Annotated in this window: 25 protein-coding genes and 1 riboswitch; of the genes, 3 read left to right on the top strand and 22 right to left on the bottom strand. The window is 40.8% G+C overall.

Translation table 11 applies throughout. From position 1 onward, the window contains the following. The first annotated feature begins 57 nt into the window (after nt 1-57). Complete coding sequence (locus ACTU7M_RS05555; protein ID WP_443473589.1) at nt 58-450, top strand: RNA-guided endonuclease InsQ/TnpB family protein; 393 nt, start codon at nt 58-60, stop codon at nt 448-450. A gap of 222 nt (nt 451-672) precedes the next feature. On the opposite strand, the gene ACTU7M_RS05560 is transcribed toward ACTU7M_RS05555, so the two are convergent. The 5 genes from ACTU7M_RS05560 to ACTU7M_RS05580 form a co-directional block, all read right to left on the bottom strand. Further along, the gene (locus ACTU7M_RS05560) at nt 673-2,064 is read right to left on the bottom strand and encodes a YfcC family protein (RefSeq protein ID WP_443473396.1); all 1,392 of its coding nucleotides are present in this window, start codon (nt 2,062-2,064) and stop codon (nt 673-675) included. Nucleotides 2,065-2,149: 85 nt separating this feature from the next. Next, nucleotides 2,150-2,295, bottom strand: a riboswitch (Lysine riboswitch). Between the two features lie 46 nt (nt 2,296-2,341). Next, complete coding sequence (locus ACTU7M_RS05565) at nt 2,342-3,064, bottom strand: hypothetical protein (RefSeq protein ID WP_443473397.1); 723 nt, start codon at nt 3,062-3,064, stop codon at nt 2,342-2,344. A 97-nt stretch (nt 3,065-3,161) separates the two neighbouring features. Further along, nucleotides 3,162-4,214: a YeiH family protein gene (locus ACTU7M_RS05570; RefSeq protein ID WP_443473398.1), complete on the bottom strand. Its 1,053-nt coding sequence runs from the start codon at nt 4,212-4,214 to the stop codon at nt 3,162-3,164. Continuing rightward, nucleotides 4,195-5,559, bottom strand: coding sequence for an MATE family efflux transporter (locus tag ACTU7M_RS05575; protein WP_443473399.1), 1,365 nt, complete (start codon nt 5,557-5,559; stop codon nt 4,195-4,197). The genes ACTU7M_RS05570 and ACTU7M_RS05575 overlap by 20 nt, the downstream gene beginning before the upstream one ends. Continuing rightward, nucleotides 5,543-6,025: a GyrI-like domain-containing protein gene (locus ACTU7M_RS05580; protein ID WP_443473400.1), complete on the bottom strand. Its 483-nt coding sequence runs from the start codon at nt 6,023-6,025 to the stop codon at nt 5,543-5,545. The genes ACTU7M_RS05575 and ACTU7M_RS05580 overlap by 17 nt, the downstream gene beginning before the upstream one ends. Before the next feature lie 130 nt (nt 6,026-6,155). On the opposite strand from ACTU7M_RS05580, the gene ACTU7M_RS05585 reads away from it, so the two are divergent. Next, nucleotides 6,156-6,752: a CAP domain-containing protein gene (locus tag ACTU7M_RS05585; RefSeq protein WP_443473401.1), complete on the top strand. Its 597-nt coding sequence runs from the start codon at nt 6,156-6,158 to the stop codon at nt 6,750-6,752. Between the two features lie 49 nt (nt 6,753-6,801). Here the strand turns inward: ACTU7M_RS05585 and ACTU7M_RS05590 are convergent, their stop codons facing one another. The 3 genes from ACTU7M_RS05590 to argS all read right to left on the bottom strand — a co-directional run bounded on the left by ACTU7M_RS05590 (nt 6,802) and on the right by argS (nt 9,809). Next, nucleotides 6,802-7,032, bottom strand: a complete 231-nt coding sequence (locus ACTU7M_RS05590; RefSeq protein ID WP_443473402.1) for a helix-turn-helix domain-containing protein — start codon at nt 7,030-7,032, stop codon at nt 6,802-6,804. Next, nucleotides 7,016-8,053 carry a D-alanyl-D-alanine carboxypeptidase family protein gene (locus tag ACTU7M_RS05595; protein ID WP_443473403.1) on the bottom strand — a complete coding sequence of 346 codons (1,038 nt, stop codon included), beginning with the start codon at nt 8,051-8,053 and terminating at the stop codon, nt 7,016-7,018. Before ACTU7M_RS05595 ends, ACTU7M_RS05590 begins: the two co-directional genes overlap by 17 nt. Before the next feature lie 64 nt (nt 8,054-8,117). Beyond that, nucleotides 8,118-9,809, bottom strand: coding sequence for an arginine--tRNA ligase (argS, locus tag ACTU7M_RS05600; protein ID WP_443473404.1), 1,692 nt, complete (start codon nt 9,807-9,809; stop codon nt 8,118-8,120). A 231-nt stretch (nt 9,810-10,040) separates the two neighbouring features. Between argS and ACTU7M_RS05605 the strand changes: the two genes are divergently transcribed. Further along, nucleotides 10,041-10,472: a DUF2188 domain-containing protein gene (locus ACTU7M_RS05605; protein WP_443473405.1), complete on the top strand. Its 432-nt coding sequence runs from the start codon at nt 10,041-10,043 to the stop codon at nt 10,470-10,472. Here ACTU7M_RS05605 and ACTU7M_RS05610 read toward each other — a convergent pair. The 14 genes from ACTU7M_RS05610 to pcrA form a co-directional block, all read right to left on the bottom strand. Beyond that, nucleotides 10,469-10,768, bottom strand: coding sequence for a barstar family protein (locus ACTU7M_RS05610; RefSeq protein ID WP_443473406.1), 300 nt, complete (start codon nt 10,766-10,768; stop codon nt 10,469-10,471). The two genes, ACTU7M_RS05605 and ACTU7M_RS05610, sit on opposite strands and share 4 nt — an antisense overlap. 2 nt (nt 10,769-10,770) lie before the next feature. After that, nucleotides 10,771-11,247, bottom strand: a complete 477-nt coding sequence (locus tag ACTU7M_RS05615; RefSeq protein ID WP_443473407.1) for a ribonuclease domain-containing protein — start codon at nt 11,245-11,247, stop codon at nt 10,771-10,773. Continuing rightward, the gene (locus tag ACTU7M_RS05620) at nt 11,244-11,669 is read right to left on the bottom strand and encodes a hypothetical protein (RefSeq protein WP_443473408.1); all 426 of its coding nucleotides are present in this window, start codon (nt 11,667-11,669) and stop codon (nt 11,244-11,246) included. Before ACTU7M_RS05620 ends, ACTU7M_RS05615 begins: the two co-directional genes overlap by 4 nt. Nucleotides 11,670-11,761: 92 nt before the next feature. After that, entirely contained in the window at nt 11,762-12,277 is a 516-nt protein-coding gene (locus ACTU7M_RS05625) for a CarD family transcriptional regulator (RefSeq protein ID WP_443473409.1), read from the bottom strand. 170 nt (nt 12,278-12,447) lie between these two features. Then, nucleotides 12,448-13,305 carry a sugar phosphate isomerase/epimerase family protein gene (locus ACTU7M_RS05630; protein WP_443473410.1) on the bottom strand — a complete coding sequence of 286 codons (858 nt, stop codon included), beginning with the start codon at nt 13,303-13,305 and terminating at the stop codon, nt 12,448-12,450. Between the two features lie 24 nt (nt 13,306-13,329). Continuing rightward, a complete protein-coding gene (locus ACTU7M_RS05635; RefSeq protein WP_443473411.1) occupies nt 13,330-14,508 on the bottom strand; it encodes a Gfo/Idh/MocA family protein in 1,179 nt (392 codons plus the stop codon). Next, nucleotides 14,498-15,364: an AraC family transcriptional regulator gene (locus tag ACTU7M_RS05640; protein WP_443473412.1), complete on the bottom strand. Its 867-nt coding sequence runs from the start codon at nt 15,362-15,364 to the stop codon at nt 14,498-14,500. The genes ACTU7M_RS05635 and ACTU7M_RS05640 overlap by 11 nt, the downstream gene beginning before the upstream one ends. Nucleotides 15,365-15,832: 468 nt before the next feature. Further along, a complete protein-coding gene (locus ACTU7M_RS05645; protein WP_443473413.1) occupies nt 15,833-16,816 on the bottom strand; it encodes a diacylglycerol kinase family lipid kinase in 984 nt (327 codons plus the stop codon). Nucleotides 16,817-17,291: 475 nt separating this feature from the next. Then, nucleotides 17,292-18,722, bottom strand: coding sequence for an Asp-tRNA(Asn)/Glu-tRNA(Gln) amidotransferase subunit GatB (gene gatB, locus ACTU7M_RS05650; protein ID WP_443473414.1), 1,431 nt, complete (start codon nt 18,720-18,722; stop codon nt 17,292-17,294). A 12-nt stretch (nt 18,723-18,734) separates the two neighbouring features. Then, a complete protein-coding gene (gene gatA / locus ACTU7M_RS05655) occupies nt 18,735-20,189 on the bottom strand; it encodes an Asp-tRNA(Asn)/Glu-tRNA(Gln) amidotransferase subunit GatA (RefSeq protein ID WP_443473415.1) in 1,455 nt (484 codons plus the stop codon). Continuing rightward, nucleotides 20,186-20,491: an Asp-tRNA(Asn)/Glu-tRNA(Gln) amidotransferase subunit GatC gene (gene gatC / locus ACTU7M_RS05660; protein ID WP_443473416.1), complete on the bottom strand. Its 306-nt coding sequence runs from the start codon at nt 20,489-20,491 to the stop codon at nt 20,186-20,188. The genes gatA and gatC overlap by 4 nt, the downstream gene beginning before the upstream one ends. A gap of 75 nt (nt 20,492-20,566) precedes the next feature. Beyond that, on the bottom strand, nt 20,567-21,703 hold the full coding sequence (locus tag ACTU7M_RS05665) for a CamS family sex pheromone protein (protein WP_443473417.1): 1,137 nt from the start codon (nt 21,701-21,703) through the stop codon (nt 20,567-20,569). Beyond that, nucleotides 21,690-23,726, bottom strand: coding sequence for an NAD-dependent DNA ligase LigA (ligA, locus tag ACTU7M_RS05670; protein ID WP_443473418.1), 2,037 nt, complete (start codon nt 23,724-23,726; stop codon nt 21,690-21,692). The genes ACTU7M_RS05665 and ligA overlap by 14 nt, the downstream gene beginning before the upstream one ends. 15 nt (nt 23,727-23,741) lie before the next feature. Continuing rightward, on the bottom strand, nt 23,742-26,018 hold the full coding sequence (gene pcrA / locus ACTU7M_RS05675; protein ID WP_443473419.1) for a DNA helicase PcrA: 2,277 nt from the start codon (nt 26,016-26,018) through the stop codon (nt 23,742-23,744). Nucleotides 26,019-26,172: the final 154 nt, after the last annotated feature.

The raw sequence follows: 26,172 nt of genomic DNA on the forward strand, positions 1-26,172 counted from the left end.
ACGACCGGAGAAGAGTTGGAACTGTCGTCCTTCCGCAACGTCCAGAAGGCGAAAGAGATGGTCGCGAAGTACAACCGCAAAATCCGGAATCAGCGCAACGATTATCTGCACAAGTACACGACCCATCTCGTCCAAAACTACGACACTATCGTCCTGGAGGATTTACGCACCCAAAACATGATGAAGAACCGGAAACTTTCCCGCTCCATCGCGGACGCCAGCTGGGCGATAATCAAGTCCATGCTGGCATACAAGTGCGCGTGGTATGGAAAGAACCTGGTCCTGGTTAACGCGTCTTACACGAGCCAGGATTGTTCTGCCTGCGGGCGTCCGGACGGAAAGAAGCCGCTCCACATCCGCGAATGGACCTGTCCGGGATGCCACGCGCATCACGACCGGGATATCAATGCTGCAAGGAATATCCTTGCCAAAGCGTCCGCCGGACGGTAAACGGCACGAGCCAGGGACTGGCTCTGGTCAAGAGACGTACCCGCTGCCCGTTGGAAACCCATCGGGTAAGGCAGCGTTGTTCCCAGAAGCTCGGGCATTCATGCCCGAGTAGTTCACGCTTGAGTTATGCACAACTTCATTGGGGATAACCTATTTCATGCAGAAAACATAAAAAACGTCACGTTCCAGTGAATGGAAACGTGACGTTTTTATTACTCTTTATTAAAACGGTCCGTAGTTTGTGTAGTAGGCAATCACCAAGAAGACTACCCCTACTAACAACCAAATAATCATAAGCGGGCCTAAGTAGCGCACCCATTTACTATAAGGGATTTTGGCAATGGATAGTTGCGCCATCAAAACACCTGATGTCAGCATAATGGAATCCATGAAGCCTGCCCCTAGTTGATAAGCCATAACGGCTGTTTGTCTAGTAATACCCACAGCATCCGCAAGTGGCACCATGATTGGCATGGTTGCCGCTGCTTGTCCGGATCCAGAAGGGATAATGAAGTTGATAATGATTTGGATGACGTACATAGCGACTGCCGCCAGCGCACCAGGCAACCCTTCAACGGTTCCTGCCAAGAAGTTAACGATTGTATCAATAATCATGCCATCTTCCATAACGATTACAATTGAACGTGCCACACCAACAATTAGTGCAGCAAAGACCATATCTTTCGCACCTATTACAAACAAATCGGCAATTTTACTTGGTCCATAACCATAAGCAAAACCACCAATAACACCGGTAATCATGAAAATTGCCCCGATTTCTTGAATATACCACCCGTATTGAATGACCCCAAAAGCAATGGCCAAGATGCCTGCCAAGAAAATCAAGCCAACCATAATGTGACGTCTTTCCATTTCAACGAAATCTGTTTTCTCAACTTTATGCTCTTGATCAAATTCGTTGTAAACAAAACTCTTGGTTGGGTCTTTTTTAACCATGTTGGCATAACGCATAATGTATACAGATGTAATAATCCATAAAACTATGAACAATGCGATTCGCATTCCCATTCCAGAAAAAGTAGGTAGTTCCGCAATCCCTTGTGCAATCCCAACTGCAAATGGATTCAAGAAGCCGGCACTAAAGCCGATGGCCGCTCCCGAGGCAATAATACTCATCCCTACAATTGCATCAAATCCTAGCGCCCATGCCAAGGAAATACCCATTGGTATAAATACAATTGTTTCTTCAGAAAAACCAAGTGTCGCGCCTGCGATACCAAACACCATCAGGAAGACCGGAATTACCAAACTCTCTCTTCCGTTTAGTTTTTGGGAAAGTTTATAAATCAATGCTTCAACCGTACCTGTTTCATTGATGACAGTAAATGCGCCACCAATCAAAAAGATGAAGAATGAAATCTCTGCCGAATCAGTTAAACCACGCGGAATCGAATTGATGATTTCAAAAAATCCTTGTGGGTTTGAAGCCACAGCGTGCCATGAACCGGGTACTGCAATTGTTCGTCCTGCTTGTTCAATCCTTTCAAATTGTCCAGCCGGTACAATCCAGGTTAAGATTGCCATAACCAACATAACGCCAATTAAAAGGACGTAAGTGTGGGGAATCTTAAACGAAAATCTCTTTTTTTCCATTGTGTTCTCTCCTTTTTTTAATTAAGCCGAGAAACAAAAATACCCTCCGAATAGCAAAAGGCTTTCGAAGGGTCCTTCTGCCCGCAATAATGAAAGTTCTCCAAAATAAACAATGGGCTTGTTTATTAGACAGTGTACATCCTATTAGAATGTACCCCAGCATCAGGCTGATACTTCGGCGAAAATCCCTTTCGTTTCCTACTCTTTATTTTCGCATCCTCTTTCAAAATCGACTCAAATTATCACATTCAATAGTACCGCATCATGATGGTGAATATCAATGGTTTTGTGCAACTATTTTTTTTAGTTCATTATGAATACGCTTATACTCATCAAATCCTAATACCGGGTTGTGAGAAGCAAAGTAAGTATAGGCTTGTTCTGTACGAACTAAATAGTACTCAGGCTTAATCGGCAATTTTTTTATCTTCTTTGTAGCGCCTTCCTCATTTATCAAGTAACGCTGATTCAAGGCAAATAACACCTGATTCCAACTGCTTACCGTTCGGAAGAAGCAACCCAGAGTATAATGAATATCACCGCGAGCGGCTGCTTTAACAGCATTCTCCATTGAATAAGTTGCTTCGAACATAAAATGGTCGATTATTTCTGTTTTCAATTTGGATGGGTAAACTTCGAGTCTTTTCTTCATTGCTGATAAGGGCTTATTACTACTTTCCCATAGAATCTGGCTGTCGTAAATTTCTGCTGCATAAATCGTACTGACGAAACCGTGAGGATGTCCTGATCGATAATCAATGGTGATACGTCCTTCCAAACAATCAGCGATGGCTGTTTCTACACGTGCGTAATTTCTCCAGAGGGGACCAATTTCTGCACTTTGATCCTTATCCAATATCTCATTTATTGTGTCCCAGTCTAACGATTCTTCATAATACAAACAAAGTTCATGATCCGAGTCCGGGAATGCTTCACCCGATACAATCCCAACAATTCCAGGTACTTTCATTAGTTCAGCCATTAAATTTTCACTCTTCATTCAATCCCCCCGCCTCGTTTCCTATATTTTATGCGATAACTGGATTAATTCCTAATCTTATCTCCAAAAATAAAAACTGCCCTAAAGGACAGTTTTTTTAATTCATATAGCGCAAAATGCCTGCTTGGGCAAATAATGAGACAATAACTACTGAAACATCAATGATGACACCCGCGACCATGGGCTTGATTCCCACCCCGGCAATTTCTTTGAAACTTGTTTTCAATCCGATAGCAGCCAAGGCCATGGATAAAAAGAATTTTGATAGGAAAGAAATGACAGCAATAGTGGAATCTGGCAACATTCCTGTACTTCTAATTCCCACAACTGCCAAGAATCCCATTATAAACCAAGGGAAAATCTTCCGGACACTCACTTTTTCTGCTGCTTGCGATGGCGTTTCTTTCTTGGCATAAATCCATGAAAAAATGAGAACAATCGGGACGATAAATAAAGTTCTCGTCAGTTTTACGACAGTCGCCAATACACCTGCTGCTTCGGAAAAAGCATATCCAGCCGCAACGACCGATGAGGTATCATTTACAGCCGTCCCAATCCAAAGCCCATACGCTGTATCACTCAGTCCCAGCATTTGGCCAATCCAAGGAAATGCAATGACTGTCAGCATATCAAAAATAAAAGTAGCCGATATTGCATAAGCGATGTCACGGTTTTTAGCGTGAATGGTTGGGCCCAATGTTGCTACTGCTGTTCCCCCACAGATTGCCGTACTTATTGAAAGGAGACTGGCCAACTTCCAATTGATCTTGAATACTTTTTTACAAATATAGCCCACTCCAAAAGCAGTAAGTAAAGTGAACATCATCAAAACCAGCGCATATTTCCCTGCTTCGATAACTTGGGAAAAACTTAGCGTAATCCCGGCCAGAATAATACCTGCACGCAAAACTTTTTTAGCGGTCCAATTTATACCATTGTCATAACCATCTGTGCGGGCAACGAATGGATTTAACAACATTCCCAACAGCAGCGCAATTAGGGTTCCTCCCAGAATTCCGGAAGGAAGAATTGCACTGACCACATAAGCAACAGTAGCAATTCCTGCAGATAGAACAATTCCTCGAAAGTTTTTATTAGCATCAGTCATATTAACTTTTACATCCCCTTGTTCAGAATTTTTCATCTCCATAAAGTGGTTCTATATAGTGCTTGTTAACAAATTTCATGTAACGAATGCCCAATAACAGTGCGGCTATTTCGGAAATAAGGAATGCCCACCAAATATTGTTGATGTTACCTGTTAAAGACATCAAATAGGCAATTGGTAATAGTAATACAAGTTGACGAATCATCGAAATAACCAAACTATATTTCCCTAAACCGAAAGCCTGGAAAACAGAACCCAGTACAATACTGGCACCGGCTAAAATGAAGTGAATACTGATAATACGTAAAGCTGGTTTCCCAATTTCAATCATTTGCGGGGAAGCATTAAAAAGTCCCAGTAAAAATTCGGGAAACACCTGAAAAACAATAAATCCCGTAATCATTATGATTGATGCATAACGAATGGCCAATCCGATTGCTTCTTTTATCCGATCAGGTTTACGTGCACCCAGGTTATAACCGATAATCGGCACCATTCCATTGTTCATCCCAAAAACAGGCATGAACACAAAACTTTGTAGTCGGAAATAAACGCCATAAACGGCTGTAGCCGTTGAACTGAAACCAATCAAAATATTATTCATGGCAATATTCAATAAAGAACCAACTGACATCATGATCATGGACGGAACACCAACAGAGTAAATCTCTTTAATGATTGCCATTTTGGGCTTGAAACTCTTCAATGATAATTTAATTTCATGGTTATATTTTAGGTGGAAATAAAACCCAATCAAAGCACTGAAAACTTGACCAATAACCGTTGCCCAAGCTGCCCCGGCTGTTCCCATAGCAGGGAGGCCAAACCAACCAAAAATCATGATAGGGTCTAAAACGATATTAATAATGGCGCCGGCAGCTTGCGAAATCATCGAGTAGAAAGTCAATCCCGTTGATTGTAGAAAACGTTCAAAGGTTATTTGCATGAAGCTACCAAAACTAAAAATTGATACAATGCGCAAATAATCGGTTCCGTGCGCGATAATTTCGGGATTACTTGTTTGGGCATTAAAGAATGCCGGTACCAGGAACAGTCCGGCAATCAAAAATATTAATGAATGCATGATATTTAAAAATAAACCGTTACCGGCAGTGATTCCTGCACCTTCTGGATTCTTTTGCCCTAAACGACGAGAAACCAAGGCATTGATCCCAACCCCTGCTCCACCTGAAATTGCAATCATCAGGTTTTGGATTGGGAATGCCAAGGTTACTCCCGTCAAGGCTTCTTCACTGATTTGGGCAACAAACATACTGTCAACAATGTTGTATAAGGCTTGTACCAACATCGAAATCATGACTGGTACTGACATTTTAATTAGTAAGCGACCAATGGGCATCGTACCCATTTTATTCTCTTTCTCCATTTACATCCTCCAAAATAGGAATCAAGATTTGTGTCAATAACAACTCCTCTTGAACCCCTTCATTCAAATATATTTCTTCTGACTCCCCTGTTGTTTCAAAATGATTCTCTTTTAACCATTCATCCATCTCACGATATACGTGGGGAATCTTATTGTGAGGTCCTTGATGAATACAAGAGAGGTACAAACCCGCTACTTTTTCGGAAGTTGTAATTTCTTCTTCACCAGCCATCCTTTCAAAAGTGGGGTACCCCGCTTCCATGTCTACGTCTTTCTTGGAAAATGAATGATAGGTCACAAAAAAGTCGCCGGCAGGATGAGCATCAATAAGATTAAAATACGCGATGAGTTTTTCACGTGCTTCTGCCATTTCACTTTTCAATTCTTTTAAGGGAACGGTAGACCGGACAACTAAACTCGCTATTTGGGGACGTTCTATCACAAGCCAATCGCTGATTCTGGGCATTTTAGTCTCCTCCTTTCTCTTCCATTTTTCCAACCAAAGCATAGCATATTTCAACAATAAGCTCTATCAATTGATTTTGCTAGGGACTGGAAAAGCTCTTTGATATAATCATTGAAAAGGGGATGATAAAATGCGGCGCGGCTTTAGACGAATAGTGACCCTGTTAGTGCTTTTTTTGCTTGCTTGGTATGTGTTTGATACAGGTTTTATACAAGACAAGCTCATCCCCAAATTGAACGAGATTTTAACGGTTGAGGAAATCCAACAAGAAGAACCACTCTCGAACTCTTCCTTCATGCGCACCCCCATCGAAGCACCTGCAGAAATTGATATCGAACTAATCCGGGATACAATTTTCCACCTTACCAATGACTTACGTCGTGAACAAGGTGTCGGCCAGCTTACGCAAAATGAGATGCTGATTCAAGCGGCTGACACCCGTGCTTTAGAAACAGAACAAAGTTTTTCCCACACTCGCCCCAATGAAGATCCTTTCCATACCGTTTTGCAGGGTGTTTATGAATACCAAATGGCTGGTGAAAACCTGGCAATGGGAACTTATCATGGTACGGATACCGAAATGGCTTCTTTCTTATTTGAGGGATGGGTGGAAAGCGAAGGCCATTATCAGAACATGATTGAGCCTGGGTTTACTGAAATAGGCGTTGGTGTCCATTATGATGGTGAGATGTTTTATCTCGTGCAAATTTTCGGAACACCATTTTGATAAATCGAAAGGCCAGGACCGCGTCCTGGCCTTTTTGTCTACTCACTTCTTAGTCTTCATCTTTTATATCAGGATCTTCCGGGATTGGCGTTTCCAGATATTCATCACGCGCCCGCTTCTGTTTTTCTATTTCCTTCAGGAAAAGATTAAACTGTTCGCGATAAATGAATATCTCGTCATCGACTTTTAAATAGCGGATTTGTTTTTCGCGCATAAGGCGAATAATTTCACTTACGGGTAAATCCAAATAATCCGCGGTTTGTTCAATTGTCAAATACATGGTCTACCCCTTCCGCCAGCTGGCGATATATATTGGCAGCGTCCTGAATATGCAACGGCTCCTCAATATGACGGTCTTGGTCAACTGGGAAATCAGGTATCGCGTCCGCCCCTGCCGTCACCAAGACATATTTCTTACCATCAATTTGTGCTAGGGAAGCCAGGCAGAGACCCGCTTGTTCCGTAAAGCCGGTCTTCCCACCAATCATTAACCCTTTTAGTTCAGGTAGCTTCAGCAAAGGATTAAAGATGGTACTGTTCATGATAAAGCCTTCATTATTATAATTGGTGGCAGGCACCTCATGTTGCAAGGTAGTAAACACTTCATAAAAGGTGGAATTTTGCAGAGCAGTTAGAACAAGTTTGGCGATATCTGCGACACTGGAAATATTTTCCGGATCATGCAATCCCGTGGCATTCGCATAGTGTGTGCGAGTCATTCCTAATTCAATGGCTTTTTGATTCATCAAAGCGACATAATCCGCCTCGGACCCTGCAATGAGATAGGCCAAAGCCAAGCAAGCATCTGCTCCTGATGGTAAAATAGCACCGTATAATAATTCTCGAACGGTCGTTTTTTCTCCTGCCTCGAATCCACTGATTGAAGCACGGGCTTCAAATAAACCTTCGAAATATTCTTCCTGCATGATGATTTCTTGATCAAAATCCGTCAAATAATCCAGTGCTACAGCCACCGTCATAATTTTAGTTAAGGAAGCAGGGAAGACTATTTCACTACTTGCTTTTTCGGCTACTGTCTCACCGGTTTGAAAATCAAGCAAGATTACGTTGGGACTATTTGTTTTAGACAAATCTACCCGATTGCGGTTGATTTCTGGAATCACGGTTTCTGGTAATGATGGTTCTTTAACATCTTCTTTTTCAATTAAATTACCCGAATTTATAAAACCGATTGGCTCTATTTTTTGATAAAACGAATAGGTACTAATCACCACTAAACTCATAATCGTATATCGGACAAAACGTAATTTCCGCTTTTTCTTTTTTCTATTTCGTTTCATTGGTCTTCCCCTCCTTTCTACTAAAAGAAATAGACTACTTCATAAGCAGTCTATCTCCTCTTATTTACATTCTATCAGGCGCTTTTACGCCCAGTAAACGTAAGCTCTCTTGCAAAACAACACTTGTTGCTTTAACCAGTACAAGACGGGCATTACGGGCATCATCTTCTACTAATACTTTGGTGTTTGCATAGTAGCGGTTAAACGCCTGTGACAAATGCAATGAATATTTCGCAATTACGGATGGTTCGAATTTTTCAAAAGCAGTCATGACAATGTCAGGGAAGCTGTTGATTAATTTCAATACATCCCATGCATAGTCATCAGATAAATTAAGTGAAGCATTTAAATCTAGTTCGACATCAGCTTTACGCAGGATACTTAATGCACGGGCATTTGTGTATTGAACATAAGGACCGGTTTCACCTTCGAATTGCACAACTTCTTCAAGAATAAAGTCAAAGTTATTCAGACGATCATTTTTCAAATCGTGGAAAACAACAGCACCGATACCAACTTGTTTAGCAACTTCTTCTTTATTTTCCAAAGTTGGGTTCTTTAAGTTGATTTGTTCCAAAGCCAAGGAAGTTGCCTCGTTTAAAACTTCTTCCAACAAGATTACTTTCCCTTTACGTGTGGATAGTTTTTTACCACCTTGGGTAATCAAACCAAATGGGATATGGTGCATATTTTCAGCCCAATCATAGCCCATTTCCTTCAACACGGCTTTCAATTGTTTAAAGTGGTTAGACTGTTCATTCCCTACCGCATATAAAGAGAGTGCAAAATCATATGTACGTTTACGATAAATTGCCGCTGCCAAATCACGGGTAATATACAAAGTAGCTCCATCTGATTTTTTAATCAAGGCTGGATTCAAGTTGTACTTTTCCAAATCGACAATCGTGGCGCCACGATCTTGAGTCAAAATACCTTTTTCTTCCAACAATTCGACAACTTCATCCATTTTATCGTTATAGAATGCTTCACCATTGAATGAATCAAATTCGATTTCAAGCATGTCATAAACGTTCATGAATTCTTTCAAAGATTCAGAGCGGAAACGTGTCCACAACTCAGTTGCTTCTTCATCGCCATCTTCTAATTTTTTGAACCATGCACGTGCTTCATCTTCCAACTCAGGTTGTTCTTCAGCAACTTCATGGAAATGAACGTAAAGTTTCAAGAGCTCAGCAATTGGATCTTGCTCAACTTTTTCTTTATCGCCCCATTTTTTATAAGCGACAATCAATTTACCGAATTGTGTTCCCCAGTCACCTAAGTGATTGATTTTAATGGGCTTAAAGCCAACTTTTTCAACAATGTTTGCCAATGCATTACCGATTACCGTAGAACGCAAGTGTCCCATTGACATTGGTTTCGCTATGTTTGGTGAAGACATATCAATCGGAACATTTTGTCCTTTTCCGAAATCTGAATTACCAAAAGCACTTTTTTCATCCGTAATTTCTTTCAATATTTCGGCACTGATTAAATCTTTATTTAAGAAGAAGTTTAAGTAAGGACCAACTGGTTCCACTTTTGCGATAGCCGGATTATTTATTTTTTCTGCTAATTCTGTTGCGATCATTTGCGGTGCTTTGCGGAAAACCTTCGCCAAAGAAAAAGCTGGGAAAGCAATATCCCCATGTTCTGAATGTTTAGGTTTTTCCAACAAATCCAATACTTCTTGTTCACTTAAGTGTTCAGCAACATGACCATGTAGTTCGGTTGCGACTAATTTTTTTAAATCCATTGTTATGCTCCCTTTTTTTTCATTAAAAAAACATCCCCCTTTGCCCCTGCAAAGAGAGACGTTGGTTCGTTGTCCTCTAAAATGAATAACTGTAATACTTGAATAAGAATAAAAAACGGCTCTGTATCCATACTAATATAGCAAGAAAAGTCAGGAAAGTCCATTGCTTCTTGCAAAAAAATGGCATCTGGATACAGTTTCTTTTACAATTGACTAAAGGAGTGGATGATAATGCCCTGGACTGAAAAGGATTATCCCGATAGTTGGAAAAACTTAGATGCAGACACCAGACGAAAAGCCATTGATATTGCTAATGCGATGTTGGAAGACGGGTACAAAGATGAAGATGCCATCCCTATTGCCACTGCACAAGCCAAGAAATGGGTGGCAGATGCCACCACCTCCGAAAAAAGAAAGCTCAAGAATAAAGATTTAAAAGACCATAAAACAAATCATAATAACAAGGGACCCGAGTATATTGAAAAAGATGTACATGTACGTTACGTGTCCGACAAAGAGCATTGGGAAATAAAAACTGAAGGTGCAGAGCGAGCCTCGGAAACTTTTCCGACCAAACAGGAAGCGGAAAAGCGGGCAAAAGAAATCGCTGATAAACGCGATACGAAAGTAATATCCCACACCAAAAAAGAGACAGAATCCTAGAATTCTGTCTCTTTTTCATTGAAGGTATAGGCATACACAATTGTTATTGCATCATTGGCTTCATTCAATTCATCGAACAAGCGTAATAGAGCCTTGCCGTAGCGTCCGAGGTTTTTTTCTATCAAAATAGGATCTTGGATTGTAATCACTTTTTCTGAAAAGTTGGTCGATAGGCTATCCCATAAGGCATCCAGGTTTCTACCATAATATTCCGGGAGTTCCAACTTATCTTTCAGGATTGTATGAGTCGTTGCTTTGTCAACAAACTCGCGCCCGTCCAAAAGAATATTTTTCATGTCTACTCCTCCCCATATAAATGTTCAAATGATTCATAATGATCATCGGTATAATAGATCAAACCATCATTTGAAAACACAATACGCTCTGCATTACGATAGCCACCTTGATAATTAATATCTGCCTCATAATAATCGCGACCGGACTCCTCAGGTAACAGTCCTTCACGGTTCCCGAAATAATCGCCTCCGATTGACATCCCTTCCGCTACTTCCCATAAGTTTCCTTTAGCATTATCCCAACCCAGTTCCCGCGCTTCATTCTTGGTTAGATAATTAGGGGGCAGTTCTTCATAAAGATAAATGTATTCAGCGACTTCCTCTTTACTGGAGTACCATTCTTCGTAAATAACCGTTTCAGCAACAGCTGGAGTACTTGATTCAGTTTGGACGCTTTCTTCAATTAGTCCAACGCTTGTACAGGCTGTTAACAGGAATAAAAGAAAGGCCCAAAACGAGAATTTTTTTAATTTCTTCACGTCTTCTTCACAAACCTTTCAGAACAGGACGGACATGTAATGGCAATCTTCCCTTTACCTTTGGGAACACGTATTTTTTGCCCACACTTTGGACATTTGTAGAAACGGTGCGTTTTTCGTTGATTAAATCGCTTGTGCTTACGCTCGGCAAGATTACGTTGCCCATTGAAATAGTTGATGATTTTATTTCGTATTTCGTGATATTTGCGATTGTGTTGGTAAAATTTTTGTTTGTCTTTCATGAAAGTACGGATGTACATCAAGATAATGAGAATAAATCCTATCCAAATGATAATACGATTACTGAATAAGAACCCAAGCACCCCAATTATCGATCCTGTTTTTAATAAAAAAGTTGATAAATCATCAATGCCATTGGATTGGCGCATGATATTTTGAAACCACTGCATAAATTTGTTCATTATACTACTTCCTTTTTTCTTTTTTCAATATTATCTAGTATAACAAAAAAACTGCTCATATTTCACAATTGAAATTTGAGACAGTTATATAATTATTTACTTTCGATAATAGCTTCTACTTTATTTTCGACGTACTCGCGTACTCTACCTGTCGACATATCAAAAACAACTGCAAGCTCACCATAGAGCAAGTCTTCAGCTTTACGTAGGAAGAACTTGTCGGTTTGGCCCATTTTTTTATTTTTTTCTTGCGCTATAACGCCTTTTTGATAAATAGATTTAATTAACTGAACGAGGTCTTCGCAATTATTTTCTTGGAGTGTCTCAGTGTATTTATTCTTCAAAATTGCCGCGTTTGTAGGGCCCCCTGTTTCAGCTTTAATCAAAGGAATTTGTGTAATTAAAGCTTCTGCTGTTTCTTTCGAAATAACGGGTCGCATAAAGACTTTCGTATCAACTGGCGTATAAACTTTACCATTCCGAGAGACTGGCTGAAGGACATAGTAGGCTCTTTCATTTCCTGATTTCGTAAAATCAAGCATCTCAATTGCCTCAATCTGGCACACGCCTTCATTACCATAAACAACATAATCATTAACTTGATACAATGGTATTCCTCCTTATAGATTTGAAAATAATAACAAGAGCCGGATTCTCCGCCTCTCATTTCAAAATCTTATATACACATTATACCATGTTTGTTGATTTTTAGTAAGCTTCCTCATTTCATACACAAAAACCCCTCTGGAGAAGCTGTTTTCTCCAGAGGGGTTAAATTTTAGAATAATTCTGAGTAACCCAATTCAATCAAGTGATCATAGGAAATTTTCAAACTTTCAAATGGATCGACTCCGTATGTATCATCTTGTTCAACCAGCAAGTAGCGAACGCCTGAGGACAAGGATTCTTCAATGATTTCTTTCAAAGGCATTGTTCCAGTTCCTAACTCAGCAAATTCTATCAAGTTAGTGAAGGCATGCATAAACGGATCCATTTCTCCTTTGAAAAGAGCATCCACAGCCTCTTGCGGAATAGCACCGACACGGTAATCTTTCAAGTGAATCAATTCCACTTTCCCTTTATAATCCCGGATGACTTCCAATGGGTTTGCCCCACCGCGTTGAATCCAGTGAACATCCAATTCAAAGCCCAACAATGGTGCTTTTTCACGAATGATATCCAGCAGTGTTTTTCCATCGTACTTACGGAACTCAACATGGTGGTTGTGATAGTAAAGCGTAATGCCATCTTCTTTTAATTTTTGCGTTACTTCATTTACTTTTTCACAAAATTCCAATACTTTTTCCAAACTTGCCATTGCCGGCATAGGTAGCATACCAATCCGCAATAAGTCTGCCCCGACTGCTTTACAATCAGCAACGATTTTGTCGTAGTCAGTAGTTAATGATTCCGCACCTTCTTTTTGTGGTTCCAAAGATGCTGACATGGACGCAATTTCCATTCCAAAGTCTTTTGTAGCTTTTTGGATTGCCGCAATGTTTTCAGGAGTAGTATCGACTTGAGAAATTTCAATGGAATTGTAACCAATTTCAGAGAGTCTCTTCATTGTTTCATAAATGCCGATTTCTTTAATTTGTTCTTTTACCGTTGAAGCTTGAACACCAATTTTAGCCATGTTTTCTAGTCCCTCCGATTATCATTATGCTCTTGTTTCGAATTTTCCTTCTTCTGCAATGCGTTTATTCAATTCTTCCAAGTATAAATCTGAATCATGATCGTATTCAACTTCTTTACCTAACCATTCTGATAAATGCATGGAGTTAGCCAAGCGTACACCATTAATCCCTTCAGAACCTGGTGCCAACAATTCAGTTCCATTGACAATATGGCTTGCGAAGTTGTTGAATACTTCGATATGTTGATCACCCATTTTTTGTTGGAATTCTTCTGTTGTAACAGAGTACATTTCATCTGCATTCAATTGGCCCATGAAAAGTTTCATAACGTCTTCCATTGCCATGTTTTCAGACAATTCTTCTTCAGGTTTAACCAGTTGTGTGACGATCAATTTCTTGGATCCTTCCACAACGATTTTTCCTTTTGAACCGAAGATTTCAAGACGGTCTGTACCAGTCAAGTCATTTGTACAAGTAATGAATGAACCAGTTGCGCCATTACCGAAGTCAAGCAATGCATTCACTTCGTTTTCTACCACGATATCACGGCCTGCACCGTATTTCATTTTAGCAAATACTTTTTCAGGTTTTCCACAAATCCATTGCAACAAGTCTAATTGGTGAGGTGCTTGGTTTACAAGAACGCCGCCGCCTTCTCCGCCCCAAGTTGCACGCCAGCTGCTTTGGTTGTAATAACCTTGTGGACGCCACCAAGTCGTAATGATCCATGTCGCACGTTGCAATTCACCGATAGCGCCTTCTTCCATTAATTGTTTAACGCGACGGTACAATGGATTTGTACGTTGGTTAAAGAAGATAGCAAATGTTGTTTCTGGATTTTTTTCTGCTGTTTCAATCAAACGTTTAACTTCTTTTGTATAAACACCCGCTGGTTTTTCCCCCAATAGGTGAATGCCACGATTCAATGCATCAATACCCATTACACAGTGATCGTAATGAGGAACAGTGGTAACGATCGCATTAACAAGTCCTGAATCAAGTAAGTCTAAATAGTTATCAAAAAATGGTAGGCCAGGGAAATCCTCAGCAACTTTTTCCTTTTTAACTGGGTCGTTGTCACAAATTGCAACCAACTCAATCAAATCTGAATTCAAACGCTCATCTTGTGTTTTGAAGAAGTTTGCGTACATGCCACCTTCTGCCCCATATCCAATAATTCCTAATTTAACTTTATCTACCATTTTCCGATTCTCCTTGTTCTATTATATTTTTTCGATATTCACTAGGTGTTACACCAATATTTTTTTTGAAAAAGCGACTAAAATGCGCTTCGCTTTTGAACCCGCAATCCACTGATATTTCCCGAATAGGTTCATTAGGTCTTTCTATTAAGTAGTTACGGGCTTGGGAAAGCCGATAATTCATTAAGTAATTCATTACTGTATTACCAGTAATGTCCTTAAACAAATGTGACATATATGATTTTGTCAACCCTACTTCATGTGCCACATCATCAATCGTTATTGAATGATGAAAATTAGAAAATAAGTAATTCGAAATCTTTTCTACCATTTTCGTTTTTTCATCCCGTTGTGTGTCTTCTTTATGAACACGCGTACTTTTTGACTCGTACATGTAAATGAGAAGTTGCGCAACCATCATTTTGATTTTAGCTTCTTCAATAGAAGAAAGGTTTCTTCCTTCTTCCACCCAAAGGTTTTCGATATCACGAAACATGCCTTCAATGATTGCTTCGCCTTTCTTTGGAAAATGACGAATCAAACCATTCTTACTCTCATTGAATAAGTTTAATACCTCTTCAACATGCAATTCCTGTAATAATGGTTGAATCCATTCTGTCTTAAATTTCAAAACAGAGCGTTCATATGCTAGGGGATCACCAAAAACATAGGCTTTGTGTACAACGTTACCATCGAGCATCAGTAAGTTACCTGGTTGCAGATAATAGAATTGATTTCCAACCAGGAAACGACAATTCCCTCCATGCAGTAATACCAACTCATTGGAATCATGGGTGTTGAAATCCAATTCATAAGTAATTCCCTTTATCCTGGTGCCAACCAATAAATTATCCAAAGTCGACTTCCCCTTTCAACGTCCTGTCATCATTATATACGTTAACCGTTTTCATAACCATGACTATTCCTGTTTTCTTTTGCCTTAAGTTTGACTCAAAATGTGTTTTTTGTCAAAACATGGTAATAATCGGGCCTAAAATAACTAAATTGCGCCTGTTTAGTTATTTTAAAGCCAAAAAAAATTGCTATTATTAACAATATATATCAGATTAACTAATTTAACGATAATATTATTCTTGTTATTCTTGGTGTTTATCCCTATATTGACTATACTAAAATTTTAGAACTTTTTTCACAAACCTTTAACGTCATATAGGGAACCGGTTTCTGTTTGATAGACTCCTATCAACTCCAAAAAAGAAAATACCCTTTTCCACATTCTGGGGATATTTAGCGGGAGAATGAGTTGCATGGAATTAACAATATACACAAAGGCACCACTCAATTATCGAGTGGTGCCTTTGTCTTATTGTTCATTTTCTTCTTCAAGCTGATTCACGGTTTCCATAAAGGCATCTCTTGGCTCTTGTGGTTCAAGTTCACCAATAGGTTCAAAATAATTACCAATGATATTGATGTGTTGTTGATGATTTGTAAAGGTTACGGGGGCATCGCCACCGTATTCGCCATCAAGGTTCAACATCAAACGATGGCCATCCCGTGAACGTACTTTAACAAAATTCGTTTTTGCGTAAAGGACTTGTGGATGATCGATGTGCTTGCCACCATTCAAAACGGCTGCAATGATTTGAAGTATTTCAAATATATTGGCTGTTTTTATAACGAATAACGAGAACTTCCCATCCCCTAACATGATATTGGGATCGAGCATTTCAAATCCACCAGTGGAATTTGTCATTGCTACAAAAAACATCGATGCGGTTCCGTCGTACTCCCCGCCTTCATATTCAATATGCATATGGATAGGACGAACACTTGGTAACAATTCCGCCCCTTTTACTAGATAGGCTAAATAGCCGAACGCCGTTTTTAATTTTGCCGGAACTTGGTAGGTTAAATCCGTTAAATAACCACCGGCTGCAATGTTTACAAAGTATTGATCGTTTGCTTGCCCAATATCCATTGGAATCACATTGCCCGCTGCGATAACCCGAGCAGCATCCAATAAATTGTTGCGTGGTATTTTCAATGCGCGTGCATAATCGTTGGTCGTTCCCGCTGGAATGATACCCACTTTTGGACGTTTTGGTAGGCCTGCGATACCGTTAATGACATCATTAACCGTTCCATCCCCACCTGCTGCAACGATTAAATCAAACCCATTTAACGCCGCACGCCTCGCTTCATTTGCGGCCGAATTGGGTTCTGGTTTTGTAGGAAAAGCACTGGCTTCATAGCCCGCATCTTCCAATATTTCGAGGATATCCAACATATTCTTTTTTAATTGTTCCCGTCCTGAAGACGGATTATATATGACTCTAGCTCTCATCTATGATTGCCCTACTTTCAACTATCTACTTTCTACAATCAGATACGTTGGCTATTATAACATATTGGAGAATGATTGACACACAAGGAGCCCATCGTAGGAAACAAAATGGTTTTCCTTATTTTAGTGCCTACTGATGATTTTAAATTACGGGAAAATTAATAGTTATGTCCAATCGCGTGTACAAAAAAAGAGGTTCTATTATTTATAGTGTTGGTAGGTATTCTTCGCGGAAATCCCGAAGGACGGTGGGGTTGCTTGTGGCCGTGTCCAGGATGCAATGCGAAAGTAGGGACCGTTGATGCTTCAGCGTCTACGGTCCCTTTGAGGCTTGCAAGCCCGGAGACTACAGGCTCGGGGCGGTCCCACGGCAGTACACAAGCAAACACGCAGGCCGAAGGGCATTTCCTTCACCAACACCAGATAACCAAGAACCAAAAAAGGATGACTGAGCACGCTCAGTCATCCTTTTAAATTATCTCTTGCCTAATTCTTCAGCCAACAGTTTGTTAACCATACCCGGGTTCGCTTGGCCTTTTGTTTGTTTCATAATTTGACCTACCAAGAATCCTTTAGCACGATCTTTACCTGCCTTGAAGTCATCGATTGATTGTTGATTAGCATCCAATACGCTATTGATGATTGGTAACAATGCGCTTGGATCAGACATTTGAATCAAGCCTTCTTTTTCAACAACTTCTTTAGCATTGCCACCTTTTGTTGCCAAAAGACGGAATACTTTTTTGGCAATTTTCGAGCTGATTGTACCATCTTCAATCAAGGTAATCATGCCTGCCAAGTTTTCTGGCGTTAGTTTCGTTTCTGCCAACTCAACTTTTTCGCTGTTCAAGTAAGCAGATACTTCACCCATCAACCAGTTTGAAGCTTGTTTTGGATCGCCACCAGCCGCAATTGTTGCTTCAAAGAAATCAGACATTTCTTTTGATAGCGTCAATACCATGGCATCATACTCCGGTAAATCATATTCAGATACATATTTTTGACGACGTTCTTTTGGCATTGCTGGCAATTCTGCGCGTACTTTTTCGATCCATTCTTCAGAAATTTCCAATTCTGGAAGGTCTGGTTCTGGGAAGTAACGGTAATCACTTTCCCCTTCTTTAACACGCATCAAAATTGTTTCGCCCGTTGTTTCATCGATACGACGTGTTTCTTGTTGAATCACGCCACCTGCGTTCAATACGCGTGCTTGACGTTTTTCTTCAAATGCAAGACCACGGCGAACAAAGTTGAAGGAGTTCAAGTTTTTCAACTCTGTCTTTGTACCGAATTTTTCTTGGCCGTAAGGACGGATTGAAATGTTCGCGTCGCAACGCATTGAACCTTCTTCCATCTTCACGTCGGAAACGCCTGTATACATGATGATCTCACGGATTGCTTCCAAGTATGCGTATGCTTCTTCAGGTGAACGCATATCTGCTTCGGAAACGATCTCGATCAAAGGTGTTCCTTGACGGTTCAAATCGACATAAGAGTAACCGTCGGAACCGTGCGTGTTTTTACCAGCATCTTCTTCCAAGTGGACACGTTCGATGCGGATTTTTTTCTTTTTACCTTCTACTTCGATTTCAATCCAGCCATTGTAGCCGATTGGACGATCCAATTGCGAAATTTGATATGCTTTTGGATTATCTGGGTAGAAGTAGTTTTTACGGTCAAAATGCGTTTCGCGGTTGATTTCACAGTTCAAAGCTAAAGCAGCTTTCATACCGAATTCAATGGCACCTTCATTGATAACTGGTAAAACGCCTGGGTAACCCCAGTCGATAACGTTTGTGTTTGAGTTTGGTTCTGCCCCAAAGTGTGCTGGAGATGGGGAGAACATTTTTGATTCAGTTTTTAATTCTACGTGGACCTCAAGTCCGATGACTGTTTCGTAATTCATCTCTGTCGCCTCCTACAAGTTTGGGTGTTTCGCATGATAGTCATTTGCTTGTTCGAGGGCAAATGCTGCTTGGTAAAGTTTTGCTTCTTCGAAGTAGTTACCAATCAATTGGATACCGATTGGCAAACCTTCTTGGGAGAATCCGCCTGGTACAGAAATGGCAGGAACACCAGCTAGGTTGATTGTAACAGTCAATAAGTCGGACATGTACATTTCAAGCGGGTTGTCGCTCTTTGAGCCTAAATCAAATGCTGTTGTCGTTGTTGTAGGTCCCAAGATAAAGTCGTACTCGCTGAAAATGCGCTCAAAGTCGCGTTTAATTAACGTACGTACTTGACCCGCTTTCTTGAAATAAGCATCGTAGAAACCTGCACTTAGTGAGAAAGTTCCTAACATGATACGGCGTTTTACTTCCATACCGAAACCTTCAGAACGGCTCTTCACATAGATATCTTCCAATGAGTTAACATCGTCAGCACGGTGACCGTAACGGATACCATCGAAACGTTGTAAGTTAGAAGATGCTTCTGATGAAGCAATAATGTAGTAAGCTGGAATACCATAAGATAGTGTTGGCAAACTTACTTCTTCAACGGTTGCGCCCATTTCTTCAAATTGTGCAGCCGCTTTGCGAACTGCATCTTGAATTTCAGCATTTACACCTTCTTGGAAGTATTCTTTTGGCAATGCTACTCTCATGCCTGCTACTTTACCGTTCAAGTTTGCGCTGAATTTAGGAACTTCAAGTTTCGCACTTGTGGAATCACGTTTGTCATAACCACTGATTGTTTCCAATAGCAATGCATTATCGGTTACCGTGCGTGAGAATGGTCCGATTTGGTCCAAGCTTGAAGAGAATGCGATTAAACCGTAACGAGAAACACGACCATATGTCGGTTTCATACCAACGATACCGTTAAAGGCAGCTGGTTGACGGATCGATCCACCCGTATCTGTTCCTAAAGAACCCAGGATTTGACCGGAAGCTACAGCTGCTGCTGAACCACCGGAAGAACCACCAGGAACTTTGCTCAAGTCCCAAGCATTTTTTGTTTTCTTGAAGTAAGACGTTTCGGTAGAACCACCCATAGCAAATTCGTCCATGTTCAGTTTACCGACATTGACCGCACCGGCTTCCTTCAATTTTGCTACAACCGTTGCGTCATAAATCGGAACAAAATCTTCCAACATATGGCTAGCAGCTGTTGTTGTTAACCCTTCAGTAACAATGTTATCTTTGATCCCCAAGGGAATACCGTTCAGAACATTGCCGTCTGAATAACCACGCGCGTCTGCAGCTTCTGCTTGTTTTAATGCTTCTGCTTCGTTCAAAGCAAGGAATGCTTCAACTTTTGAGTCAGTTTCCGCAATACGTTTGAATGCTTCTTTGGTTAGTTCAACAGAAGAAAATTGTTTATTTACTAACCCTTCGTGAAGGCTTTTCAATGTTTCAGTATATTTACTCATGCGCCCTCCACCTCATTATCTAAAATTGCCGGCACTTGAATCATGCCACCTTCCGCTGTTTTAACATTTTTGAACAGTAAGTCACGATCAGTTCCTGGTTCAGCCACGTCTGGACGCATCACGTTCTTCAACACTACACCATGTGTTGTTACTGGAACATCTGTTGTATCAACGCTATTCAGTTGTTCAACCATATCCAAAATATCGCTCATTTGTTCGGTAAAGTGTGCAATTTCTTCTGGTTTAAATTCAAGTTTAGCCAGTTTTGCTACATGGCGTACTTCTTCTTCACTAATTGCCATTGTTTCCCCTTCTTTCCATTTTCTCGTCTATCAATTTTAGCATATTTAACGCGTTTCGAACACGTTCTTTAATGATTAATCAAAGATATGATAGGTAAAGTTCTGAGAACCGTTATCTCTGGCTACAAAGGATTCAATCCCATCGATTGATTCCACCTTTATTTCTATTTGCGCATCTTGTGGCAAGTATTGGCTTGCAGCATCGGTAATATGTTGCGTAAAGGCGATGATTTCCGTTTCACCGTAGAATTGGGTCATGATATTAATTTCCAAACTTTGGAGTTGGCTATTATTATAACGACCTATACCGGTCACCCCACTTAAATTGGGGAAGAAACTTTGGATTTCATTTTTGAAGTTCGCAAAGTGAGAAGCGTCTTCTGATTCCTCGTTAGAAGGAAACAGAATTTTCTCTTCCTTACGCTCCACCCATTCATCCACGCTATTTCCTTCCTGGGACAACCCTTCAAACTTATAGACCCCACCTGCTAAACTATCTTGAGGTGATTGGATAAAAATACCAACTACGATGGGAATCGATTCTAAACCTTCTTCTTGTCGCAATCTTCTTACAATCTGGTTCCCGTACTTTTTAGCATTTTCTTCAATTTTAGCGATATCAAGTTCTTGTTCATGTGTATAAATACGATCTTTTTCATCTTTTGTCGTATAGTAATCGATTTGGTTCATCGCCAAGCCAATTGCAATACCGCCTAATTCAAAACCTTTTTCAGTTTGAACCAGATAATCCTGTTCAACGATTTGTGATAAATATTTAGGAACTCGTGTTTTAGGATCATCAGAATCATTTCCGGTTGGATTCAAACCATCTGGGTTGTCTTCTGTTTTCCGACCTAACCAACTTTGTGCTACTTCTTCAGTAATAACTTGGCCTTCCTGGAAATAATACGTGTCCGTTGAGAACACACTGCGTGCGACATCCAGCAAGCCGGATTCAAAGTCTTTCATGTTTACAGTGGAATTCAACTCCAGACTCACCCCGCGGTTTTGACTGGACTTATAAGTTCCATCCACAATCAGCGCACGATAATAAGCATTAGAGAGCTGATTGGTTGTCGTTTCAACTGGCACCAGATTGTTGTTTGTCTGCGGTGTTTGTTCACTTGATTTTTCCAAATCTGTACAGGCCGCTAACAAGCCCAGGCTCGCCAGCAACACACCCATTTTCCATCTCGGTTTATTCATTTTCATTCGTTCCACTACTTTCTAAGTGACGCACCATTTCGGCTTCTGTCCAAACGGGAATATTCAGTGACTGTGCTTTCGTCAACTTACTGCCGGCATCTTCCCCAGCAATCAACCAGTCTGTGTTTTTCGAAACACTTCCGGTCACCTTTCCACCCAGGCGTTCAATCATTTCTGTTGCTTCCGGACGTGTATAGGTGGTCAATTTACCAGTCAATACGACTGTTTTTCCTTGCCAAATCGAATCATTTTCAATGACAGCGGCTTTCTTTGGTCCTTTGTAAATTAAATTGACGCCATTTTCCCGGAATTCTTCAATCAATACTGCGACTTCAGGCAATGCGAAAAATTGCACGACACTATCGGCAATCGTTTCCCCAAATCCTTCAATGGCATCAATGTCTTCCTTGGAAGCTGCCATCAAGCGCTCAATCGTTTCAAATTCCTCCGCCAGCATTTTGGCTGCTTTGGCACCAACATTACGGATGCCTAAACCAAATATCAAGCGTTCAAGGGAATTTTCTCGACTTTTATCAATGGCACTCAGAATATTATTCGCTGATTTTTCTTTTATTTTGTCGAGTTGCAACAAATCATCCATAGTCAATGTATACAAACCAGCAACGTCTTTTACTAAACCTTTTTCATACATTTGACTCACTACGCGCACACCAAGCCCCGTTATATTCATCGCATTACGGGATACAAAGTGAGACAAGCCTTCTTTCATTTGAGCAGGACACTGTGGGTTCAAACATCGCAAGGCCACCTCGTCTTCCAAATGTGCCAAGTGGCTATCACACGCCGGACAATTAGTCGGGATGGTGTAAGGTTCGCTGTCTTCTGACCGTTTGTCAAGATTGACAGAAATAATTTCTGGAATGATATCTCCGGCTTTGTGAATTAAAACAGTGTCTCCGATGCGGACATCTTTTTCTTTCACCAAATCGACATTATGCAAACTTGCCCGTTGAACAGTTGAACCGGCAATAAAAACAGGATCCATGATAGCCGTTGGAGTGACTACACCGGTACGGCCAACCGTCCATTCAATATCACGAAGGATGGTTTCTTGTTCCTCTGCTGGAAATTTATAAGCAATTGCCCACCGCGGGGCTTTGACAGTGTAGCCAATTTCTTCCTGCGTAGCGAAATCATCCACTTTAATAACAACGCCGTCGATATCATATGGCAACGTGAGACGTTTTTCTCTCATTGCTTCAATAAACGCCCACACTTCTTCAATGGTTTCACATTCTTGTCGCAGCGTGTTTGTTCGTAATCCGATTTCTGAAAGTTTCGTCAACAACTCTGATTGTGTCTTCACAGCCAGTTCATCAAAATTAGCGGCACCATACAAAAAGACATTTAAATTACGACCGGCCGTAATTTTTGAATCGAGTTGGCGAATGGAACCAGCTGCAGCATTACGGGGATTGGCAAAAATCTCCAAGCCTTTTTCATCCCGGTCTTCGTTTAATTTTGCGAAGGCACTTTTTGGCATATAACACTCACCCCGGACCTCAAAGGTTACAGGTTCTCGTAGTCTTAACGGAATCGCTTTGATGGTTCGCAAATTTTGAGTGATTTCCTCACCGATTGTACCATCCCCACGCGTTGCTCCACGCTTGAAGATACCTTTTTCGTATTTTAAGGAGATGGCCAAGCCGTCGATTTTCAGTTCGCAAGTATACGTGAATGGTTTATCGGTCAGTTTGCGAATACGCTGGTCGAAATTTTCTAAATCTTCCAGACTAAATGCGTTTCCCAAACTTAGCATTGGAACGTCATGGGCCACTTTTTCAAACCCAGATAAGAGTTTCCCCCCCACACGTTGCGTTGGCGATTCTGAAACAATTAATTCGGGATAGGCCGTTTCAATGGCAACAAGTTCATGGTAGAGCTGATCATATTCTTGATCAGAAACAGTCGGTGCATCCAGGACATAATACTCGTAGCCAAATCTATTTAATTGGTCCCGAAGATAACGTGCGCGTTCTTCTGACTCTGCTAAGGTTATTTTAGACATGTTTCCCAGCCCTCTCTATTCTTTTTCAATGGGTGCAAAGGACGCCAATAACCGCTTGATACCGATATCCTTAAAGGCAATGTCCAATTGCAGTCCGTCGCCCTCGCCTGTGGTTTGAACAACGATCCCCGTTCCCCATTTCTTGTGGGTCGCTTTGTCGCCTACTTTCCAGCCCAATTTATCAGCCCCACTGTTTCCAGCTTGAGCAACGGTTTGTGTTGTTTCCGGTGCTGCTTGTGGTTGCGAAAAGGCACGGTCATAACGGTCATTTTTCCACCGTTGGCGGTAAGTGTTGGCAGATGGAACAGATTGTGATTGTACAGTTGTTGCCGCTGATTTACCAGAACCATTTGCGTATTCCAAAACATCAGCATCCATCTCTTCCAGGAAACGAGACGGAGGATTATTCTGAGTACGACCATACAATAAACGACTGTATGCATTGGTAATGAATAGTTCCTGCTCCGCACGCGTAATCCCAACATAAGCTAAGCGACGTTCTTCTTCCATCTCCGATTCTTCCATCAAGGAACGGTAAGATGGGAAAACTCCTTCTTCCACGCCGATAATGAAGACGACTGGGAATTCAAGTCCTTTAGCCGCATGCATCGTCATCAATGTCACTTCGGCTTGTGGTTCTTCTTCAACCTGGTCCAAGTCGGAAACCAAGGCCAAATCAGTCAGGAAGCTTATTAAATCGCTCTCGCCTCCTGATTGCTTGTCAAATTCTTGCGTTACCGAGAGGAATTCATTGATGTTATCGATACGCGTTTCTGCCTCTAGCGTATTTTCTTGTTTCAAACTTTCAAGGTAACCGGTCTGTTTCAACATTTCTTCTACTATTTCTGTAACAGAGAGGAATTCAACCATCTTCTGCAAATCGGTCATCATTTTAGCGAATTTACCCGTTTCAGTCGCAGCTTTGCCTGTTAAAGGTGATAAGCTAACATTTTTGGCTGCATCCAGATAGGAATAATCATAAATATCTGCGAAATCATACAGTTTTTGCAAACTGACGCCTCCGATTCCACGTTTTGGAACATTGATGATTCGGTTAAAACTTAAATCATCAGCCGGGTTGGAAATCAGGCGCAAATAGGCCATGACGTCTTTAATCTCTTTACGATCGTAGAACTTACGGCCCCCAACCATTTTGTAACGGATATTTGATTTAACCAATGTATCTTCAATGACCCGTGACTGGGCATTCGTCCGGTATAAAATAGCGAAATCACCATATTTCCGTCCTTTATCACGAACTTGTTGCTGCATGGTACCGACAATGTAACGGGCCTCATCATGTTCAGATTGGGCGCGGTAATACGTGATTTTCTCACCTTCCACATTTTCAGTCCATAACTTTTTATCTTTACGATTATTGTTATTTTTAATGACTCCGTTTGCCGCTTTCAGAATCGTCTTAGTAGAACGATAATTTTGTTCCAAAAGGACAACTTGGGCTTTGGGATAATCTTTTTCAAAATTCATGATATTGGACATATCCGCGCCCCGCCAGCCATAAATGCTTTGATCCGCATCTCCTACCACACAGATGTTTTGGAATTTCTGGGCCAGTAATTGGACCAATTTGTATTGTGCGTAGTTTGTATCCTGATATTCATCCACATGGATGTAATGGAATTTATTTTGGTAGTACGCCAATGTGTCGGGGTAATCTTCAAATAATTGAACGGTCAACATAATTAAGTCATCAAAGTCCATCGATTGCGCATTTTTTAAATGACGTTGGTAGGCCTCATAACACTCAGCCACGATATTATCGAAATAATTTCCCGTCATGTTGGCATATTCTTTAGGTGTCAACAATTCATTTTTTGCACCAGAGATTTTGCCAAGAATCGCACGCGGTTCGAATTTTTTTGAATCCAGATTTTTGTCCTTGACGATGCGTTTCATCAACGTTTCTGTTTCACTTTGATCGCAAATCGTGAAATTACGGGAATAACCAATCTGTTCAGCTTCCCGACGTAAAATACGCACACACATCGCGTGGAAAGTGGATACCCACATGTCATTCCCAGCTGTTCCAACAAGACGGGTAACCCGCTCTTTCATTTCTTTAGCAGCTTTATTTGTAAAGGTGATGGCTAAAATGTTCCAGGGATTTACGAGTTTTTCTTGCAGTAAATAAGCCATCCGGTGTGTGAGGACGCGTGTCTTCCCACTTCCGGCTCCGGCCATAATCAATAATGGCCCTTCAGTAGCCAGAACAGCTTCTTTTTGTTTAGGGTTCATACCTTTAAGTAATTTATGTTCTTGCACATCTGCCATCCTTCCTTATTCTCTCCATAAGCATCATGCTCTAGTCTATCATTTTACAGCTTCATCATCAATGAAACGTATTGAAAATCTTTGGATTTTAAAGGGTTTTTAAGCTTATTCATGAATAAAAAAATACCCCCTGCCGAAATTGGCAGAGAGTATT

Source organism: Jeotgalibaca sp. A122 (genome assembly GCF_052266715.1).
In the GTDB taxonomy this organism is placed as follows: Bacteria; Bacillota; Bacilli; order Lactobacillales; family Aerococcaceae; genus Jeotgalibaca.

Coding starts and splice junctions, on each gene's coding strand:
- ACTU7M_RS05635 (WP_443473411.1), bottom strand. CDS start 14,508: ATGGTAGATAAAGTTAAATTAGGAATTATTGGATATGGGGCAGAAGGT.
- ACTU7M_RS05605 (WP_443473405.1), top strand. CDS start 10,041: ATGCCCTGGACTGAAAAGGATTATCCCGATAGTTGGAAAAACTTAGAT.
- ACTU7M_RS05590 (WP_443473402.1), bottom strand. CDS start 7,032: ATGTATTTGACAATTGAACAAACCGCGGATTATTTGGATTTACCCGTA.
- ligA (WP_443473418.1), bottom strand. CDS start 23,726: ATGTCTAAAATAACCTTAGCAGAGTCAGAAGAACGCGCACGTTATCTT.
- ACTU7M_RS05565 (WP_443473397.1), bottom strand. CDS start 3,064: ATGAAGAGTGAAAATTTAATGGCTGAACTAATGAAAGTACCTGGAATT.
- ACTU7M_RS05575 (WP_443473399.1), bottom strand. CDS start 5,559: ATGGAGAAAGAGAATAAAATGGGTACGATGCCCATTGGTCGCTTACTA.
- ACTU7M_RS05580 (WP_443473400.1), bottom strand. CDS start 6,025: ATGCCCAGAATCAGCGATTGGCTTGTGATAGAACGTCCCCAAATAGCG.
- ACTU7M_RS05665 (WP_443473417.1), bottom strand. CDS start 21,703: ATGAAAATGAATAAACCGAGATGGAAAATGGGTGTGTTGCTGGCGAGC.
- ACTU7M_RS05645 (WP_443473413.1), bottom strand. CDS start 16,816: ATGAGAGCTAGAGTCATATATAATCCGTCTTCAGGACGGGAACAATTA.
- ACTU7M_RS05570 (WP_443473398.1), bottom strand. CDS start 4,214: ATGGAGATGAAAAATTCTGAACAAGGGGATGTAAAAGTTAATATGACT.
- gatB (WP_443473414.1), bottom strand. CDS start 18,722: ATGAATTACGAAACAGTCATCGGACTTGAGGTCCACGTAGAATTAAAA.
- ACTU7M_RS05610 (WP_443473406.1), bottom strand. CDS start 10,768: ATGAAAAATATTCTTTTGGACGGGCGCGAGTTTGTTGACAAAGCAACG.
- argS (WP_443473404.1), bottom strand. CDS start 9,809: ATGGATTTAAAAAAATTAGTCGCAACCGAACTACATGGTCATGTTGCT.
- ACTU7M_RS05560 (WP_443473396.1), bottom strand. CDS start 2,064: ATGGAAAAAAAGAGATTTTCGTTTAAGATTCCCCACACTTACGTCCTT.
- ACTU7M_RS05585 (WP_443473401.1), top strand. CDS start 6,156: ATGCGGCGCGGCTTTAGACGAATAGTGACCCTGTTAGTGCTTTTTTTG.
- gatA (WP_443473415.1), bottom strand. CDS start 20,189: ATGAGTAAATATACTGAAACATTGAAAAGCCTTCACGAAGGGTTAGTA.
- ACTU7M_RS05620 (WP_443473408.1), bottom strand. CDS start 11,669: ATGAACAAATTTATGCAGTGGTTTCAAAATATCATGCGCCAATCCAAT.
- ACTU7M_RS05595 (WP_443473403.1), bottom strand. CDS start 8,053: ATGAAACGAAATAGAAAAAAGAAAAAGCGGAAATTACGTTTTGTCCGA.
- pcrA (WP_443473419.1), bottom strand. CDS start 26,018: ATGGCAGATGTGCAAGAACATAAATTACTTAAAGGTATGAACCCTAAA.
- ACTU7M_RS05630 (WP_443473410.1), bottom strand. CDS start 13,305: ATGGCTAAAATTGGTGTTCAAGCTTCAACGGTAAAAGAACAAATTAAA.
- gatC (WP_443473416.1), bottom strand. CDS start 20,491: ATGGCAATTAGTGAAGAAGAAGTACGCCATGTAGCAAAACTGGCTAAA.
- ACTU7M_RS05555 (WP_443473589.1), top strand. CDS start 58: ATGGTCGCGAAGTACAACCGCAAAATCCGGAATCAGCGCAACGATTAT.